This is a genomic window from Pedobacter sp. UYP24, from assembly GCF_054057295.1.
Genome location: NZ_JBSRZD010000006.1, coordinates 20,824 through 39,157 on the forward strand (window position 1 = coordinate 20,824; position 18,334 = coordinate 39,157).

Annotated in this window: 16 protein-coding genes; 3 read left to right on the forward strand and 13 right to left on the reverse strand. The window is 37.0% G+C overall.

Going from position 1 to position 18,334, the window contains the following annotated elements; genetic code table 11:
* Positions 1-2 precede the first annotated feature (2 nt).
* From ACVWYN_RS11990 to ACVWYN_RS12050, 13 genes are all read right to left on the reverse strand, one after another.
* Complete coding sequence (locus tag ACVWYN_RS11990; RefSeq protein ID WP_457289105.1) at positions 3-1,166, reverse strand: FtsW/RodA/SpoVE family cell cycle protein; 1,164 nt, start codon at positions 1,164-1,166, stop codon at positions 3-5.
* A 3-nt stretch (positions 1,167-1,169) separates the two neighbouring features.
* Entirely contained in the window at positions 1,170-2,513 is a 1,344-nt protein-coding gene (gene murD / locus ACVWYN_RS11995) for a UDP-N-acetylmuramoyl-L-alanine--D-glutamate ligase (protein ID WP_457289106.1), read from the reverse strand.
* Positions 2,513-3,769 (reverse strand): phospho-N-acetylmuramoyl-pentapeptide-transferase, encoded by a 1,257-nt coding sequence (gene mraY, locus ACVWYN_RS12000; protein ID WP_457289107.1) that lies wholly within the window; start codon positions 3,767-3,769, stop codon positions 2,513-2,515. The genes murD and mraY overlap by 1 nt, the downstream gene beginning before the upstream one ends.
* A complete protein-coding gene (locus ACVWYN_RS12005) occupies positions 3,769-5,226 on the reverse strand; it encodes a UDP-N-acetylmuramoyl-L-alanyl-D-glutamate--2,6-diaminopimelate ligase (protein ID WP_457289108.1) in 1,458 nt (485 codons plus the stop codon). The genes mraY and ACVWYN_RS12005 overlap by 1 nt, the downstream gene beginning before the upstream one ends.
* A 1-nt stretch (position 5,227) precedes the next feature.
* On the reverse strand, positions 5,228-7,330 hold the full coding sequence (locus ACVWYN_RS12010) for a penicillin-binding protein (protein ID WP_457289109.1): 2,103 nt from the start codon (positions 7,328-7,330) through the stop codon (positions 5,228-5,230).
* The gene (locus tag ACVWYN_RS12015) at positions 7,320-7,724 is read right to left on the reverse strand and encodes an FtsL-like putative cell division protein (RefSeq protein ID WP_457289110.1); all 405 of its coding nucleotides are present in this window, start codon (positions 7,722-7,724) and stop codon (positions 7,320-7,322) included. The genes ACVWYN_RS12010 and ACVWYN_RS12015 overlap by 11 nt, the downstream gene beginning before the upstream one ends.
* Positions 7,721-8,626, reverse strand: a complete 906-nt coding sequence (gene rsmH, locus ACVWYN_RS12020; protein ID WP_457289265.1) for a 16S rRNA (cytosine(1402)-N(4))-methyltransferase RsmH — start codon at positions 8,624-8,626, stop codon at positions 7,721-7,723. Before rsmH ends, ACVWYN_RS12015 begins: the two co-directional genes overlap by 4 nt.
* Positions 8,616-9,089, reverse strand: a complete 474-nt coding sequence (gene mraZ / locus ACVWYN_RS12025; RefSeq protein WP_457289111.1) for a division/cell wall cluster transcriptional repressor MraZ — start codon at positions 9,087-9,089, stop codon at positions 8,616-8,618. Before mraZ ends, rsmH begins: the two co-directional genes overlap by 11 nt.
* Before the next feature lie 199 nt (positions 9,090-9,288).
* A complete protein-coding gene (locus ACVWYN_RS12030; RefSeq protein ID WP_457289112.1) occupies positions 9,289-10,482 on the reverse strand; it encodes a phosphoglycerate kinase in 1,194 nt (397 codons plus the stop codon).
* 31 nt (positions 10,483-10,513) lie between these two features.
* Positions 10,514-10,948, reverse strand: coding sequence for a GNAT family N-acetyltransferase (locus ACVWYN_RS12035; RefSeq protein WP_457289113.1), 435 nt, complete (start codon positions 10,946-10,948; stop codon positions 10,514-10,516).
* Entirely contained in the window at positions 10,941-11,936 is a 996-nt protein-coding gene (gap, locus tag ACVWYN_RS12040; protein WP_457289114.1) for a type I glyceraldehyde-3-phosphate dehydrogenase, read from the reverse strand. The genes ACVWYN_RS12035 and gap overlap by 8 nt, the downstream gene beginning before the upstream one ends.
* A gap of 76 nt (positions 11,937-12,012) precedes the next feature.
* Complete coding sequence (locus ACVWYN_RS12045) at positions 12,013-13,104, reverse strand: glycosyltransferase family 4 protein (protein ID WP_457289115.1); 1,092 nt, start codon at positions 13,102-13,104, stop codon at positions 12,013-12,015.
* A complete protein-coding gene (locus tag ACVWYN_RS12050; RefSeq protein ID WP_457289116.1) occupies positions 13,101-13,841 on the reverse strand; it encodes a glycosyltransferase family 2 protein in 741 nt (246 codons plus the stop codon). Before ACVWYN_RS12050 ends, ACVWYN_RS12045 begins: the two co-directional genes overlap by 4 nt.
* A gap of 191 nt (positions 13,842-14,032) precedes the next feature.
* On the opposite strand from ACVWYN_RS12050, the gene ACVWYN_RS12055 reads away from it, so the two are divergent.
* The 3 genes from ACVWYN_RS12055 (at position 14,033) to ACVWYN_RS12065 (ending at position 18,329) form a co-directional block, all read left to right on the forward strand.
* Entirely contained in the window at positions 14,033-16,369 is a 2,337-nt protein-coding gene (locus ACVWYN_RS12055) for a GumC family protein (RefSeq protein WP_457289117.1), read from the forward strand.
* 326 nt (positions 16,370-16,695) lie between these two features.
* Positions 16,696-17,493, forward strand: coding sequence for a glycosyltransferase family 4 protein (locus ACVWYN_RS12060; RefSeq protein ID WP_457289118.1), 798 nt, complete (start codon positions 16,696-16,698; stop codon positions 17,491-17,493).
* The gene (locus ACVWYN_RS12065) at positions 17,490-18,329 is read left to right on the forward strand and encodes an ABC transporter permease (RefSeq protein ID WP_457289119.1); all 840 of its coding nucleotides are present in this window, start codon (positions 17,490-17,492) and stop codon (positions 18,327-18,329) included. Before ACVWYN_RS12060 ends, ACVWYN_RS12065 begins: the two co-directional genes overlap by 4 nt.
* Positions 18,330-18,334: the final 5 nt, after the last annotated feature.

Consider the following 18,334-nt stretch of genomic DNA (forward strand, 5'->3'; position numbering starts at 1 on the left):
TTTTATGCCATGGCAGGTATCTCTCCTACAATTATTTTTTTACTTCCGTACTCTTCAACATCCTTGCTTACACTCAAAATAATTCCAAATGCAATACTTGTAAATATTAACGATGTACCGCCCATGCTTACTAAAGGCAGAGGGACACCAGTTACCGGACCCAATCCAACCGCGACAGCCATATTTGCAAAAGCCTGTATAGTTAGGCTAAAACTGAGTCCTGCCGCCAACAGGGCGCCGAATGCCTTAGGAGCTTTTGTGACTATCCTTACACATCGATATAACAACACTATATATAATAACACCACAACCATAGCACCCAGGGTGCCATACTCTTCAACAATAATTGCAAAAATAAAATCTGAGTATGGGTGGGGAAGAAAGTTGCGTTCTGTACTATTACCCGGCCCCTTACCAAATACGCCTCCCGTTGCTAATGCGATTTTTGAATGGTTTGCCTGGAAATTCTTATCAGAAGTTTGCCGCTCAGGGTGCACAAATGCTTCAATCCTGGAGTTCCAGGTAGCGGCACGTTCAGTTGTTAAAAACAAGATCAACATCATAAAAAACCCAGCCACACAAACAATAGATATTTGTTTGATACTCACCCGCCCTACAATAAGCAAAAGGATACTCACTCCAAAAAGCATTAATCCTGTAGACAAATTGGCTTTAGCGATTAAACCAAAAACAATTACCACAGAGCCCATAATTGGGAGGAAGGAATTTTTCACATCCTTAATGTTTTCTTGCTTCTTAGTTAGCATTCTAGCTAAAAATGTAATTAAAGATAATTTGGCAAGATCTGATGTTTGAAAAGTCAATCCGATAACTGGCACCTGAACCCACCTTGCTGCCCCATTGATCTGTCCCGTAAATAGTGTATAAATTAATAAAGGTATAGTGATCAGCATTAAAATTTTAGAAATACCAGCATAGTACCTGTAGTCCAATAAATGAGCCACATAAATCATTACCACACCCATAACCACGAAAATCACGTGTTTGTATAATAAATACTTTTCTACAGTTACCCCCTTATTATAGGCAATTGTTCCCGTTGCACTGTACACAGTGAGTATAGAGATCATAGACAAAAGGATAATGATCAGCCAAATCCAGCGGTCACCTTTTGTTTTATCGAGAATCGTATTTAATGCTATCATAATTTATAACTCTTTAACAGCAGACTTAAACTGGTTACCCCGGTCTTCATAATTCTTAAAAAGGTCGAAACTTGCGCAAGCTGGCGACAGCAATACCGTATCTCCTTTTTTGGCAAGATGATAAGCAACCTGAACAGCTTCATTTGCAGAAAATGTATTTACTATAATTTCCACATCATCTTCAAAAGCTTCGTGAATACGCTTATTATCTTTACCCAAACACACAATTGCCTTCACTTTTTTATGAACCATGTCCTTCAACATCCCATAATCATTTCCTTTATCTACGCCACCCATAATTAGAATAACCCCGGCATTAACGCTTTCTAATGCATACCAGGTTGAATTCACATTGGTTGCCTTCGAGTCATTAATATAATTAACACCAGATATCTTGGCCACGTGTTCCAGTCTGTGCTCAATATTCTTGAAATCGCCCATACTTTCGCGTATGGTAGCATTTCTAATATCTAAAACCTTTGCCACTATGCCCGAAGCCATAGAGTTGTAGATATTGTGTTTTCCCTGCAGGGCTAACTCTGTAATAGACATGGTTAATTGATCGTTTAGATTTGTATTAATATGTAGGATATCGTTTTCCAGGAATGCCCCGAATTCAACTTTTTTATGAATAGAGAAAGAATATGCCTTCGCATTAATTCTTAATTTTTTCATAATCTTTATCGTTTCTTCATCATCAGCGGAATAAATAAATACATCATCAGGTTGCTGATTTCTGGTGATCCTCATTTTGGAAGCAGCATAATTGCCTAGTTTATAATCGTACCTATCCAAATGGTCTGGTGTGATATTTAGAAGAACTGCGATATCTGCTTTAAATTCATGCATATCGTCAAGCATAAAACTGGAGAGTTCCAGCACATACCAATCAAAATCAGCCGTGGCTACCAGTGCAGCGAAGCTATTACCGATGTTTCCAGCAAGACCAACATTTAAGCCACCATTCTTTAGTATATGATAGGTAAGCATGGTGGTAGTCGTCTTACCGTTAGAGCCTGTTATGCAAACGGTTTTAGCATTAGTATATCGTTTTGCAAACTCGATCTCAGATATTACCGGAATTTGCTTGCGTTTTATTTCTTTAATAATTTTAACAGTATCAGGTATACCCGGACTTTTTATTACCTCTGTTGCAGACAATATCTTGTCTTCACTATGTTGCTGTTCTTCAAATTCAATATTTAATTCCCGTAGTTTTTCCCGGTATTGATCTGGAATTATTCCAAAATCTGAAACAAAAACATCAAAACCCTGCTTTTGCGCCAACATTGCTGCACCCACACCACTTTCACCGGCCCCCAAAACAACAATCCTTCCTTTTTCCATTACCGTAATTTTAAAGTGATAATAGTAATGATCGCCAGGAGTATTCCGATAATCCAGAACCTGGTAACAATTTTCGCTTCATGGAAACCTTTTTTCTGATAGTGATGATGTAATGGCGCCATTAAGAACACCCGCTTACCTTCACCAGTCCGTTTCTTGGTATATTTAAAATAACTCACTTGAATGATGACCGACAAACTTTCTATTAGAAATATTCCACACAGAATTGGGATCAATAGTTCTTTTCTGATCATGATTGCAAACACAGCGATAATGCCACCAATAGCTAAACTGCCTGTATCTCCCATAAAAACCTGAGCAGGATAAGAGTTATACCAAAGAAAACCCACGCAAGCGCCTACGAAAGCTCCGGAGAAAATCATCAACTCACCAGAATTGGGGATGTACATAATATTCAGGTATTCAGCAATTCTCGTATTACCAGAAACGTATGCCAACAAGCCAAGCGTTATCCCTATAATGGCTGAGGTTCCAGTGGCCAAACCATCTATACCATCTGTAAGATTTGCGCCATTTGATACGGCAGTAACTATGATAATCACAAAAAGCATGAAAACAAAAACCGCATATTTTTCATAGCCGGGCCCTAAAAACTTTAGCACCTTAGCATAGTTAAATTCATTATTCTTGTAGAACGGAACATTAGTTATCGTCGACTTTACATCCTGACTGTAGTAATAAGTACCCTCAGGTTCTAACTTTCTAAGTACCATTGGTGCGTCAGAAGAAGCTTTCATTAAGTTGCTGTCTACAGTTTGCCTCACGACAATCGTTGGACTTGAATACATAGTCCAACCAATAATGATCGCCAAACCAACCTGACCAACTACCTTAAACCTTCCCGCTAATCCTTCCTTATTTTTCTTAAATACTTTGATGTAATCATCTACAAAGCCAATCACACCCATCCAAATCGTGGTTACAATCATCAGGATCACATAAATGTTACTGAGATTTGCCAGCAATAATGTAGGCACCAAAATCCCCAACAATATCATGATGCCACCCATTGTAGGCGTACCCTGCTTCTGCATCTGCCCTTCTAAGCCGAGATTTCTAACTGGCTCACCCACCTGCATCGTATGTAGGTAGTTAATAATTCGCCTACCAAAAACGGTAGTGATCACTAAAGAGATAATAATTGCCAAAGAAGTTCTGAAGGTGATGTACTGAAACAACCTTAATCCCGGAAATTCATAATTATGATTCAGATACTCGAATAAATAATATAGCATTAGTTGATTAAGTTAAATTGTTCTAATAAAATCTCCTTATCATCGAAATGATGCCTAACCCCATTTACTTCCTGGTATTTCTCGTGCCCCTTTCCTGCTATAATAATAATGTCGCCAGGTTTAGCCAAGTGGCATGCTGTCTTTATTGCTTCTTTCCTGTCTATAATACTTAGCGTCTTTCTTTTATTTGTTGGCGATACACCCTCTTCCATTTCCTTCACAATAACGGCAGGATCTTCGGTCCTTGGATTGTCTGAAGTCAATATTACCTTATCACTCCAATCACATGCTACCTGAGCCATAATTGGCCGCTTAGTTCTATCTCTATCACCACCACAACCGATAACTGTAATTACTTGCTCTGTGCCTTTTCTAATGTTCTGGATAGTACTCAATACATTCTGCACAGCATCTGGTGTATGCGCATAGTCAACAATACCAATAAGACCACTTTTAGAAGTCATATACTCAAAACGCCCTTCCGCTCCTTCCAACCTACTTAAGGTAGTTAAAACAGTAAGTTGTTCCTGATCGAGCAACATTGCGGTACCATAAACAGCCAATAAATTGTAGGCATTAAACGATCCAACCAGTTTAAAGAAAACTTCAATTCCATCAACATCCAGATGAAGACCATTGAAGCTATTTTCAACTACGGTAGCTTTGAAATCAGCGAGTTGTTTAAGGGCGTAAGTCTTTTTATGTGCCTTTGTATTTTGCAACATCACCATTCCGTTCTTATCGTCTGCGTTGGTTAACGCAAAAGCAGATTTAGGCAACATATTAAAAAAACCACGTTTGGCTTTTATGTAATTATCAAAAGTGAGATGGAAATCAAGATGGTCATGTGTAATGTTTGAAAACACGCCCCCCGTAAAGGATATACCCGCTATACGGTGCTGCACAATAGCATGAGAACTCACCTCCATAAAACAATAGCCACAACCTTGCTCCATCATTTTAAACAATAAATCATTTAATGCTAATGGATTGGGTGTAGTATGAGTAGCCACAATTATTTCGTCGTTGATTTGATTTTGAACTGTTGAAATCAAACCAACTTTATAGCCTAGCTCCATGAACAGCTTGAATAGTAAAGTAGCAATGGTAGTTTTTCCGTTTGTACCAGTAATTCCCACCAGCTTAATCTGTTTAGATGGGTTGTGGTAAAAATTTGATGCCATTATACCAAGCGCAACACTGCTATCAGCTACTTCTACATAGGTAACATCAGCATCCTTTTTCTCAGGAATGGTCTCACAAATAATTACAATAGCACCTGCTGCTATGGTTGACTCAATATAGGTATGCCCGTCAGATAAAGTTCCTTTAATTGCAAAAAATATAGATCCTGAAACAATATTTCGTGAATCAAATTCCAATGAGTTAACTTCCCTGTTAGTTGCACCAACAAGGTTTATAATGGATACACCATATAATATTTCCTGCAGTTGCATCCTATTGTAGTTCAATTTGTAACAGTAAACCTTTACCTATTTTGCTACCTGCAGCAATTGATTGGGCAATAACTTTTCCACTTCCCTTAACTCTTGTTTTTAGACCGGCGTTACCTGTTAGGTAAAGCGCATCTTTTAAACCCATTCCTTTTATGTCAGGCATTAAACCCTTTACAGCATTGAATTCTTCATATACAATCCCATTACTGGTATCTACTTTATTAAAATCTTTAGACTTAGCAGCATAAAGGGTTTTTATGCCAAAAGCATTGTAGACTTTTTTAACCGGCTTACTCGGACCAGACTTACTTTCAGGATTAACTGTATTACCTACAAATTTATCAGGAATATTATTGTACATCTGCACGTCGCTGGCGTATATCCGGTCTGCTATTTCTTTAAACACCGGACCAGCAACTGCGGCCCCATAGTATCCGTGCTTAGGGCCGTTAATAGCCACCATTATGGCATACTTTGGCTTATCGGCAGGAAAATACCCACAAAAGGAGGCCTGATAGCTCTTTTTTGCCTTATAGCCATTATTGTCATCAGCCACCTGCGCAGTACCGGTTTTACCAGCAACTCGATATAGCTGAGATCCCATCTGCTTACCAGTACCCTCAGTAACAACGCCTTCCAGCATAGCCTGCAATTTTTTTACAGTTTCGGGAGAGCAAACTTGCTCACTAATTACCCTTGCCTTAAACTGCTCAATAGGGTTCCCTAACCTTCTGATCTCCTTCACAAAAATTGGCGCGATGTATTTACCATTATTTGCGATGGCATTATAAAAAGCAAGCATTTGCAATGGTGTAATTAGCATTTCATAACCATAGGCCATTTGTGGCAGCGTCATGTTCTTATTCCAACTTTTGAAACTCGGATTCTTGATCACAGGTCGGGTTTCACCCGGAATCTGCAGGCCAAGCCTTTCATTCATATGAATTCTATAAAAATGATCAGTAAACTGAGAAGGGTTGTTCTGATAATGCTGATTCACAAGCTTAGCAACAGCCGTATTGGCTGATTCTTCAAATGCTTTTTTGACCGTCACAGTACCAATACCTCCGTGAGAATCTTTGATGATATGGCCGGGAATCTTGTAAAAACCATCGCCGGTTGCAACAAGCGTATTGGTATCGACTTTCTTATCTTCCAACAGCGCCATATATGACGCAAGTTTAAAGGTAGAACCAGGATCCTGACTACCACCAATGGCATAATTAAATTGCTCTGTATACACTCCTTCACTAACACGTGTATAATTTGCAACAGCCCTTACTTCACCAGTACTTACCTCCATTAAAATAACTGTACCATGATCAGCATCACTTACCTTAAGTTGTTTCTCCAAAGCATTCTGGGCAAGATCCTGCATATTAATATCGATAGTTGAAATAATATCCGCACCTTCTTTTGGAGCCACCTCAGCTTCATCATTTATAGGCATCCAAACACCCCCGGCAATCCTTTGCATTAATCTTTTACCAGATTCGCCATTGATGTATTCACCATACGCACCTTCCAAACCAACCCCATTACTTACATTCTCGTTCTTGTAACCGATAGTTCTTGCTGCAAGAAACTTAAATGGCTTAATCCTTTTATTTTGCTGAATAGCGATTAAACCCCCAGTATACTTACCAATATTATATAATGGGAAAGTTCTTATTTGTTTAAGTTCCTGATACCCCACCTTACGTTTGATTAACAAATACCGCTCTTCATCCCTCCTTGCGGCGCGCAAATAACGGGAATACTCTTTGGCTGTTTTATCTTTAAAGAAATCGGACAATGCCATACCCAAAGAATCCACCTTACTGTAGAAAACCGTACTATCTTTAATACCACCTGCCCTCATATCCATGCGAAGCTCATATTCAGGTATTGAAGTGGCTAAAAGACTTCCATCAACTGAATAGATATTCCCCCTTGCAGCGTCAACCTTGACGTACTTTGTAGAGAGACTATCGGCCATGGCACGCCACTTATGTCCCTCTACAAATTGTACATCGCCTAACCTGATCAGTACTGCAACGGCAAACAGTACAATCAGACCAAAAGACAGGTAAACCCTTAATAATATGTTAGCTCTAATATTCATTATTGCTGATTACAATTTTCTTTGGAGGTTCCGTTAACTCTTTAATACCCAGTGTATCTACTTTTCTAGCAACTTCAGTTAGTTTACTCTTAAACATGAGGTCTGCTTTTAGCGATTTATATTCCCAGCTCAATTCTTTAACCTCTTTACTTAGCTTATCAATATCCCTAATGTTCTTTACTGCCATGTGGCTATTGGCGATGTATAGCATACACAGCACGGCAATAAAAATTAAAAAGGGCATCATTTCAGTAGCAGTTTCTTTAGTTACTAAGTCCTCATTAAAAAATTTAGTGAAAAAATTATCCTTTTCCGGCTCTCTTTTCTTCACCTTAACCTCAATATCTTCCAATTGAGATTCTTCCTCTAGCTCTTCTCTGAATCGGTTATTCATAACTTTTCTCCAATTCTAAGTTTAGCACTTCTTGACCGGCTATTACGCTGCAACTCCTCCTCGTCAGCAATCATCGCCTTACGAGTAATCACTTTAAAAGGCTTTTGCTCATTGCCAAAAAAGTCTTTTTCTACTTCTCCCCTGAATTTACCTTTAGCCAAAAAGCTTTTTACGGGCCTATCTTCTAGAGAATGATAAGACATGACCACTAATCTTCCGCCAACATTTAAAACGTCAGCAACTTGCGTTAAAAAATCCTCCAATACCTCAATTTCTCCGTTTACTTCAATCCTGAGTGCCTGAAAAACCTGAGCCAGATATTTATTTTCCTTCCCTTTCGGAATGTGTGCAGCAACAGCCTTTTTAAAATCAGAAAGTGTTTCAATTGGCTTATCAACCCTACCAGTAACCACTGCTTTTGCAAGGGACCTGGCATTCTTCACCTCACCATATATGCCAAAAATGCGATGCAACTGCTCCTCTGAATAAGTATTTAAAACCACAGCAGCAGTTAATTTTCGTTGCTTGTCCATCCGCATATCGAGCGACGATTCAAACCTGGTCGAAAACCCGCGTTCCGGTTCATTAAACTGGTGAGAAGAAACGCCAAGATCAGCAATGATACCATCTACTGTCCTAAAACCCAACAGACGTAGGTTATTTTTTAGAAATGCAAAATTTTGATCTACGAAATGAAACCGGGGATCATCAATTTTATTACGCTGAGCATCCGGATCCTGATCAAATGCGATGAGCACTCCATCCTTATTGAGATTTTTCAAAATTTCACGAGAATGTCCACCACCGCCAAAAGTAACGTCAACATATACACCATCAGGTTTAATGTTTAATCCAGTGATGCATTCCTCCAATAAAACAGGCACATGGTAGTTATTTTCCATCATCCCTCCTGTTCTTACTTCCCATTACCTCTTCTGCAAGAATTGCGAAATCAGCTGGAGCTTTATCAAAAATAGCTTCGTATGCTTTTTTAGACCAAACTTCTATCTTATCAAACTGGCAAGCCAGTACAATCTCAGCGTTTGGCTCAATACCTACAGACTGCATCAAAGAGTTGGGTAAATTTACCCTTCCTGTAGCATCCATAGACAAGTCTGTGGCACCACGGGTAAAATAACGAATAAACTCTCTGTTCTTTTCTTCGTACCGATTCAGTTTGTGGAGATCTTCCACAACATCTTCCCATACTTTTTTTGGATAGATAACCAGGTGTTTTTCAAAACCGCGGTTGATAACCAAACCCTCTTTATCCACATTAGGAAGCTGCTTAATTAGCTTCGAGGGCACCATAAGGCGGCCTTTCGCATCTAATTTACAATCAAACTCTCCTAACAACTGAACCATTTTCTAATGTGCGCTTTTATGTAGTGTAAAAATAGATATCTCTACCACTTTTTACCACATCCTACCACAAAAAGTTTTCCACATATTTAATTCCTACCACTTTCCGCTATATCAGCCATTTCAGGCCCTAAAATACCGTGGTAAAAAAACAGGCGTCTCAGATAAATGAAACGCCTGCCCTTAAAAATAGTTCTTTATACTAGTCGTTAATTGCCTTAACACCAGGCAATTCCTTTCCTTCCATATATTCCAGTAATGCACCACCACCTGTTGATACATAGCTTACCTTGTCTTCTAAATTAAATTTAGCAATAGCAGCGGCAGAATCTCCACCACCTATTAAAGAGAAGGCATTATTGTCCTCTGTAGCGGCCACTACTGCATCAGCAATAGCACGTGTTCCCTGTTCAAAATTTGCCATTTCAAACACACCCATCGGACCATTCCACAACAAGGTTTTAGATTCCTTAATCACTTTAGAGAAAAGCTCGATTGACTTCGGACCAATATCAAGACCCATCCAATCTGCCGGAATTTTACCAGTATCTACAAATTTCTTTTCAGCGTCATTGTCAAACTTATCAGCAATCACAGTATCCAAAGGAAGCAATAAATTAACACCCTTAGCCTTTGTTTTATCAAGCAGCTCCAGACAAAGCGCCATTCTATCCGCTTCCAATAAAGAAGTACCAATCTCACCACCTTGGGCTTTTGCGAAAGTGTAAGCCATACCACCACCAATGATCAGGTTATCTACTTTATCCAATAAGCTTTCGATCAATAAGATTTTATCAGAAACCTTTGCACCACCCATAATAGCAGTAAAAGGCTTCTCGGCACCATGATTTACTTTCTCTGCATTTTTCAACTCTTCAGCCATTAAATAGCCAAAATATTTATCATTAGGGAAAAACTCAGCAACAATAGCTGTAGAGGCATGCGCACGGTGTGCAGTACCAAAAGCGTCATTTACATACACATTTCCCAGTTTTGCAAGCTTTTCAGCAAAGGCCTTATCACCTTGTTCCTCTTCCTTATAAAAACGAAGATTTTCCAATAAAAGCACCTCACCTGCAGCAAGTTGAGCAGCTGCAGCTTCTGCTACTTCACCAATACAATCCGCAGCAAACTTCACCTCCAGATTTAACATTGCAGAAAGATCTGCCAGAATGTGTTTCAAAGAATACTTATCTTCCGGTCCGCCTTTAGGTCTGCCAAGGTGAGACATCAGAATTACAGACCCTCCATCTTTTAGAATTTTGTTGATGGTTGGCAATGCTGCACGCATTCTCTTATCATCTGTAATTTTAAACTCCTTATCCAGGGGTACATTAAAGTCTACCCTAATCAGGGCTTTTTTACCGTTGAAATTATACTGGTCTACTGTTTTCATCTTTTAATTTAAATTTCTGGATCCTTATGTGTTATTGATTTAATCGTTTGATCATGTTAAAATGTGGCCCAATACCGGATACTTCAAATTCATCAGATATAATTTCGAAGCCCAGCTTATGGTAAAACCCAATGGCAACTTTGCGGGCGTTGCACCAAATATAAGAAGCATTAGCAGATGTAAGTGTTTCTACCGCAAAATTTATCAATTCTGCACCATAGCCTTTTCCTGCAAAATCAGGATCAGTTGCCATTCCCCTCAATCTAATTCCCTCGGTTCCCTGCTTTGGCTCATCCTCAGGAAAAAATGTGGCAACCGAAATCAGCTGTTCATCTACATAACAACCTAAATGAAAACCATTTTCCACCTCATCATTGGGGAAAATGCATTGTTGCGGATCCAGCCCATTTCTGAGCACTTTGCTCCTTAGCGGCAGTACCTGATTAGCCGTAATATACTTAACCATTGTTAGTTTCAATTTTTATAACCAAATCAGCCAAACGGGCAGAATAGCCTGATTCATTATCATACCAACCAACAACCTTTACCATGTCACCCACTATAGAAGTTAGCAGTGCGTCAAAGATACAAGAATGCGGATTATCTAAAATATCGACGGAAACTATTGGCTCCTCCGTATATTCCAAAATATCACTCATCTCATTGTCTGCTGCCTTTTTAAAAGCAGCATTGATGGCAGCGATAGAGGTAGGAGATTTAAGCAAGCAGGTAAAATCAGTAAGGGAACCATTTAATACCGGCACCCGAATTCCTGCACCGCCTAACATATCTTCCAAATGAGGAAAAATGCGGGTTATGGCCTTAGCTGCACCAGTAGTAGTAGGAATGATCGAAGCAGAAGCAGCCCTTGCCCTGCGGAGGTCTTTGTGCGGTGCATCATGCAAATTTTGATCACCCGTCATGGAATGGACCGTAGTGATATAACCTTCCAGAATACCCCAATTGTCGTCCAGGATTTTCACCATTGGCGCCACGTTATTGGTGGTACAAGAAGCATTAGAAAGAATAGGAGATTTCAAATCAACCAGATCATCATTTACGCCCAAAACAACAATTGGCACATCCTTATCCGGTGAAGGAGCCGAAATAATCACTTGCTTTGCTCCTGCTTTAAGGTGCAATTCGGCAGCGGCTTTGGTAATAAACTTCCCTGTAGCTTCTATTACCAAATCTATATCAAGTTCTTTCCAGGGGAGCAGTTCAGGACTGGCATAGGCAGAAACCTTAATGTGCTTACCATTGACAATTAGAATATCATTTTCAAAACTAACCGCACCTTTAAAACCACGATGTACGGTATCATATTTGAACAGGTGAGCAAGAGTAGCGGGATCACCAAGATCATTAATGGCCACCACATTGATATTTCTTGCAATAGCAGTGCGTAAAAATATGCGGCCAATACGGCCAAATCCATTAATTGCAACATTCATTGTTAATAATATTTGAGGAGGTAAAAGTACCGATAATATCAGGTTTTTGCGCAGAGAATGGATGGGGAAATTTAGCTCATTTAAGATTAAATGTATCCTTAAAAATCACATCTAAAAGGCTATATTGGTCTGACAAAAATTTACCTCTAAAGTAACTCAGCAAAAAATTTCCAATTAAGCAAAATAAAATAACAATAAATATTAAAAAGGCATTACCCAATCTTTGAAAGCACATGACAAAACAGCAAGTACAAATCGTAAAAGTAATTAAAATGAAAACTACCTGTGAATCCCGGAAGCCGACATCTTTCAAACGGTGGTGGATATGATTGCGATCTCCTTTTAGTAAAGACTTACCGTGTAAATATCTAATCAACAAAATTCTTGTAGAATCAAACACGGGAACTACCATCAAAGTAACAACTAAAGCGATAGGCGATAAGAAGATATTTTTAGATGTCACTTTATTAATCTCTATAAACTTCAGGCTTAGCACTATGGAAACCAATCCAACTAGCATTGCGCCCGAGTCCCCCATAAAAATCTTCCGGTTTATCAAATTAAACCTTAAAAATCCTAATAGCGCACCTGAGGTAACAAATCCGATCAGGGCAAAATCTTCGATACCAAACCCAAATAGTAGCGAAGACAAAAAGACATTTACAACAATACCAACAACAGCTGCTAATCCATCTACACCATCTATAAGATTGAAGGAATTAATGATAAATAGGATCAAAAAAAACACTAATATAGAATCGAGAGGTTGGCTAAATTGGCCAATGTACACTATCGAAAATAAAGGTATGGATCTATATTCTTCAGAGAATATTAGAATACCTACAGCTAATGACTGCATCATAAATTTCTCTATCGGCCTTGCTCCTCCAAGAAGATCATCTTTAAGTCCGAGCATAAACAAAATAAAACTAGCATTAAGAATTCCATATAATGATGTATTAAAATTACTTGAACACAAAAGAACAACTACATTTATTGTTATAAACATCCCGACACCTCCTAGCCTAGATATATAAACTTCGTGGTCTTTCCTGTATCTATCAACTATATCGAATAAGCTAAATTTTTTTGAAATCTTAATAATAAAGGATATCAGAATGGAATTCAAAAACATTGCTACAATAGCGAGATATAATAAGTAGATCATATGAGTTGATGGATTTTACGTAATTTTTTAAACAATAATACAACTATGGGGAAGTTAAGACCCATAGCTTTTATTATCACATAATCCTGCTTTATCAAATTTATTCTCTTAATATAAGAGCCATTACTTATACCCCCTTGCCTCATGTGCACAAGGATTTTATTGAGAAAAAATGGTCTGACTTCATACTTTAGAAAAATCCGCAATATAAATTCGTAATCAGCGGCAACTTCAAATTCTGACGAATAGACACCACATTGATTGAATACACTTCTTTTTAAGTATAACGTAGGATGAGGAGGCATCCAACCATATCTTAATTTTCTAACATTAAAAATACCCGATTTCCATTTACGACAAATGGTTTTACTGTCACCCCGCTTAACATAATTTAAACCACCGTAAACAGCATCATAGCCATTTACGAAACATGAAACAATAGCCGAAATAACTTCCTCATTAGCAAAGAAATCGTCAGCATTTAAAATACCTACAATATCGCCTTTGGCTATAGAAATTGCCTTGTTTATTGCCGGATAAAGTAAAAGATTAGGTTCACTGAGCAAATTCATATTTGCTGTGAAATTTTTTTTAATTATTGGCACTGTACTATCGCAGGATCCTCCATCAATAAGGATATGTTCCAAAAGAGGATAATTTTGTGAGCGTACAGACTTAAGGCAACTCTCAATATAGTCCCCGCAATTTAAAACTGGAGTTATAATACTAACAATCATAATAATTAATATATTTGCGTTTCAATATTAATGAATTTTTTATTAAATGATCAAATTACTTTAAATTATATTTTTGACCTCTATTGGAAAATTTTTAATGCTTTATCAAAATTTTAGTTTAGTTACCTAACTCACTGAAAAGGAATAAAAATAAATTGAATCAAAATTAATTTGTTAACAGACTACACATAATGTTTACTAATAAGACTACACCCAAAATAAATTATATAAATCTTATCCAAATCATCATCAGCAGATGGTATTGGCTTTTAACGGCGGCGCTTATCGGAGTGGTTGCTTGCTTTATATATTTACAATTTGCTGCATTCAGCTACTGTACAACAGCGACCCTAAAATTTGAAGAAAAAAAATCTGAAATAGCAGAACTTATATCAGCCAAATCGTTTTACGATAGAACAGACAAAGTAGAATCAGAAAAAAACATACTACTTTCTAAAAAAATCATTCTAGCAGCAATTAACGAATTAAATTATCATGTAGCCTACTTTAAGAAAAATCAATTCAGGGATGAAAATATTTACCCAAAACAACCACTGCAAATCAAATTCATAAAACGAAGCGCAACAGCAGTTCCAGAACATATTTTTATATATCAGCCTATTGATAAGAACACGTTTTATCTTTCCGTACAATCCGAAGGGGCTGTTTTCAAAAGGCATTTTAAATATGATCAGTATATATCTTGGAAGGGTTCAACTTTTTCGATAAAAAAGCCAGGTAAAGAAATTACAAATAGTTCAGTCCGTTTTAAATTAGTTGACAAAAATGAACTGATTAGAAAAATCAATAACGCTTTGAAAACAGAAAATAGTCAGAATACCAATACTCTGACGATTAAATTCTCAAATTCAAATGCGACCTTTTGTGTAGATTTTCTTAATGCGCTAATGGTATCATATATAGATTTCGACAGGAAACAAAGAGAAACATCACTAAATCAAACTTCGAAATTCATCACCAAGATGCTTATAGATATCAATGCAACAGCTACAAAATCTTCACTTTCCATCCAAAATTTTAATAAGCAAAATGAAATATATAATCTACCTGCACAACAAGTTCAAAGTTTATCCAAATTAGACGCCTTAAAAGATAAAAAGAACGATCTTGAAATTCAAAGGCAACTAATAATATACAATCTTAAAAAAATAGATTTCAAAGGAGAAACCAATAAACTTACTTTCGATTTACGCGGTATTTCAGACCCTCAAATTTCACAACTAGTCTCTAAATATCAGCAACTTATACTTTATAGGAATGAAAAACTCAATCTGTATACTCCTTTGTCAGAAGTCATAGTTTTTCAAAATTCCCAAATACAAAGTTTAGCTTATGCAATTCGAAATAGCCTTCTAGAGTATATTAAAACGAACGAACAGAATGCTGCTATCGTTTCACAATTAATAGATAGCATAAAAAACCAATTGCAGAATATATCAGAAAAGGAAACTAAATCTTTGTCTTTGCAATCTGGTTATGAGGTCGATCAGAAAGTTTACAGGTACTTATCGGAAAAAAAGCTTGAAGCTTTAGTCGCAAAAGCTGCGGTAGTTCCCATTGCTATGGTTTTAGATGAAGCATCTAATCCCGCTGAACTAATTTCCCCCACACCTGCAAAGACCTATTCACTATTTATCACATTTGGATTGGCAATTGGAATAACCTGCGTACTTATCATCAATGTCTATAGCCCATTTATTTATGGAGTTCAGGATATTGAAATGCACACATCAGTTCCCATAATTGGTACAGTAAGAAAATACTATATCTCATTGAAAGAAGAGAAGACATATTTAGCTCTACAAAAATCACCTCGCTCGTTATTTGCTGAATCGATTCGCTTTTTAAGAGGTAATCTCGCGCTCCATTTCGAAAAAAAGGTAAAAACCATTTGCATTACTTCAGAAACATCTGGTGAAGGGAAATCATTCATAGCATTAAATTTAGCATACTCATTTACACTTGTACAAAAAAGAGTAGTTATCGTTATCGCAGATTTGCGAAAAATATCAACAAGCCTACCTGAAATGGCTAATTATGAAAATGGTTTAAGCACTTACTTATCAACAAAATGTGGTATAGACTCCATATGCAAAACCACATCTATAAATAATTTGGACATTATCCCCTCTGGTCCTATTCCTTCAAATCCCTCAGAGTTAATTGCGAGCCATAGAATGATTGATCTTATCAACCAATTAAAAAATAAATACGATTATATCATTATTGATTCCGCACCTGTGGGGCTAGTCACAGATATTAATCCAATAATTAAAATCGCAGATGTAAGCCTATTTGTATTGCGAAGCGGAGTTTCAAAATCTCAATACGCAAGGACCGCTGAGAAAATTAAAACAGACCTTCAAATCTCGTCGATAGCTATTGTGTTAAATGATTTTAAGCCAGATAAATTTAGAATGAACTATTATGATCACGGTAAATCATATGCCACCTATCCGAACAGTTATTATTATCCTGAGCAAATAAAACAGTCTTCTAAAGCGTGAAATCGAAACTAAATCACAAAAAAAGGATACTCCTCCTTACATTAGACAGTTTCAACAATAATGGTGGAATCCAAACCGTCTGCAGGAATTTATCCTATACCCTTCAATCATTGTCTGAAAAATTACAAAATTTTGATTTCAAGATGAAATCCTTATACGATTATTCATCTGATGATAAATATATAGACTCAGACCGTTTCAAAGGCTTCAATGGAAATTCAATAAAATTTGCATGGAATTGCTTCCGCAATGTAGATAGTTCAGACATGCTAATTTTAAGTCACATCAACCTGCTGCCTGTGGCCATATTCTTGAAAATCTTCAAATTGAAAATAACCATTGTACTAATAGCTCATGGAACTGAAATATGGCGCCCGCTTAGCTGGTGGAAAACTAAATTTATAAAAATATGGGTAGTAATCTGGTCAGTAAGCCATCATACAAAAAAAGAAATCTCGAAAAAACATAATCTAGACGCCAGAAGAATTCATGTTTTGCACAATTGCCTTAATCCATTTCTTGCACTACCTAAGAGTTTTGAGAAACCTAAGAAGCTATTAGAAAGATACCACTTAACAAAAAGCCAGAAAATTATCCTAACGATTTCAAGAATTACAAAACACGAACACGATAAGGGCTACGAAAATATTTTAAAACTACTCCCGTGTCTCCTATCTAAATTTCCAGATTTACATTATATAATCTGTGGGAAAATAGATAACGATGAGATTAAACGTTTGATTGGAATTATCGAACTACTAAATTTAAAAGATCATGTAACTATTACTGGCTTTATTCCAAATGAAGAATTAAGCATACACTATTCGCTTTGTGATGCTTTTATTATGCCAAGTAAAAAAGAAGGTTTCGGTCTAGTTTTTATAGAGGCTGCAGCCTGCGGATGCAACGTGATTGCAGGTAATAAAGACGGCAGCATTGAGGCTATTATGTATGGCAAACTTGGAATAGCAGTAGATCCAGACAATCCTATAAAGCTGGAAAAAGCTATTCGCCATACTTTAAAAAATCAATCATCAGCTTCATCCTATAAAAGACAACAGCTTTGCGTAAATAATTTCCATCAAAGCAGATATCAACAAAAAGTTCTAAAGCTATTAAAATGATTAACAAAGAATGGAAAATTGACTCAAAAGCATCCTATAAGAGGCTTAGATTGAAGAATGTACTTTCCTACCGATACTTACTTAAACAGCTGATTTACAGAGATTTTATTGCGTCATATCAACAGACAATATTAGGTCCGGCTTGGTTCATAATTCATCCAATAATAACCACAGCAGTATTCACCTTCGTTTTTGGGAATATAATAAAAATCCATACGGATGGAATACCTAAGCCCCTTTTCTATTTTACAGGTTTAGCAATTTGGACTTATTTTTCAGAATGTACCATTAGGATATCTTCGGTTTTTAAAGACAATATTGAAACATTTGGAAAAGTATATTTTCCAAGAATACTTGTTCCATTAGCCATAACGATTTCAATGTCTTTGAGGCTACTAATTCAATTGCTTTTGATATCCGTATTACTAATCTTTATCAATTTCATCAGCAAAGATCCCACTCATCGGTGGTCCATATTTCTTTTACTTCCTGCATTTGTAATTGCCACATTTCAGGGAATGGGTATTGGGCTAATTATGGCATCCATGACTATTAAATACAGAGACTTGAATTTTATGATCACATTCGGTCTGCAGTTAATGATGTATGCAACCACATTGGTTTTCCCATTATCTGCTGTACCTAAAAATCTACAAACCTTTGTACAGATCAACCCAATGACAATGGCAATCGAAACTTTCAGATTTGCTTTGCTTAAAAATGGAAATTTCAATGCTATTTCCCTATTGTTTAGTATAGCTTTAAGTGCGTTGCTATTTGTAGTTGGGCTAGTTGCATTTAATCGTGCTGAAAGAACATTTATCGATAAAATCTAGGAAAA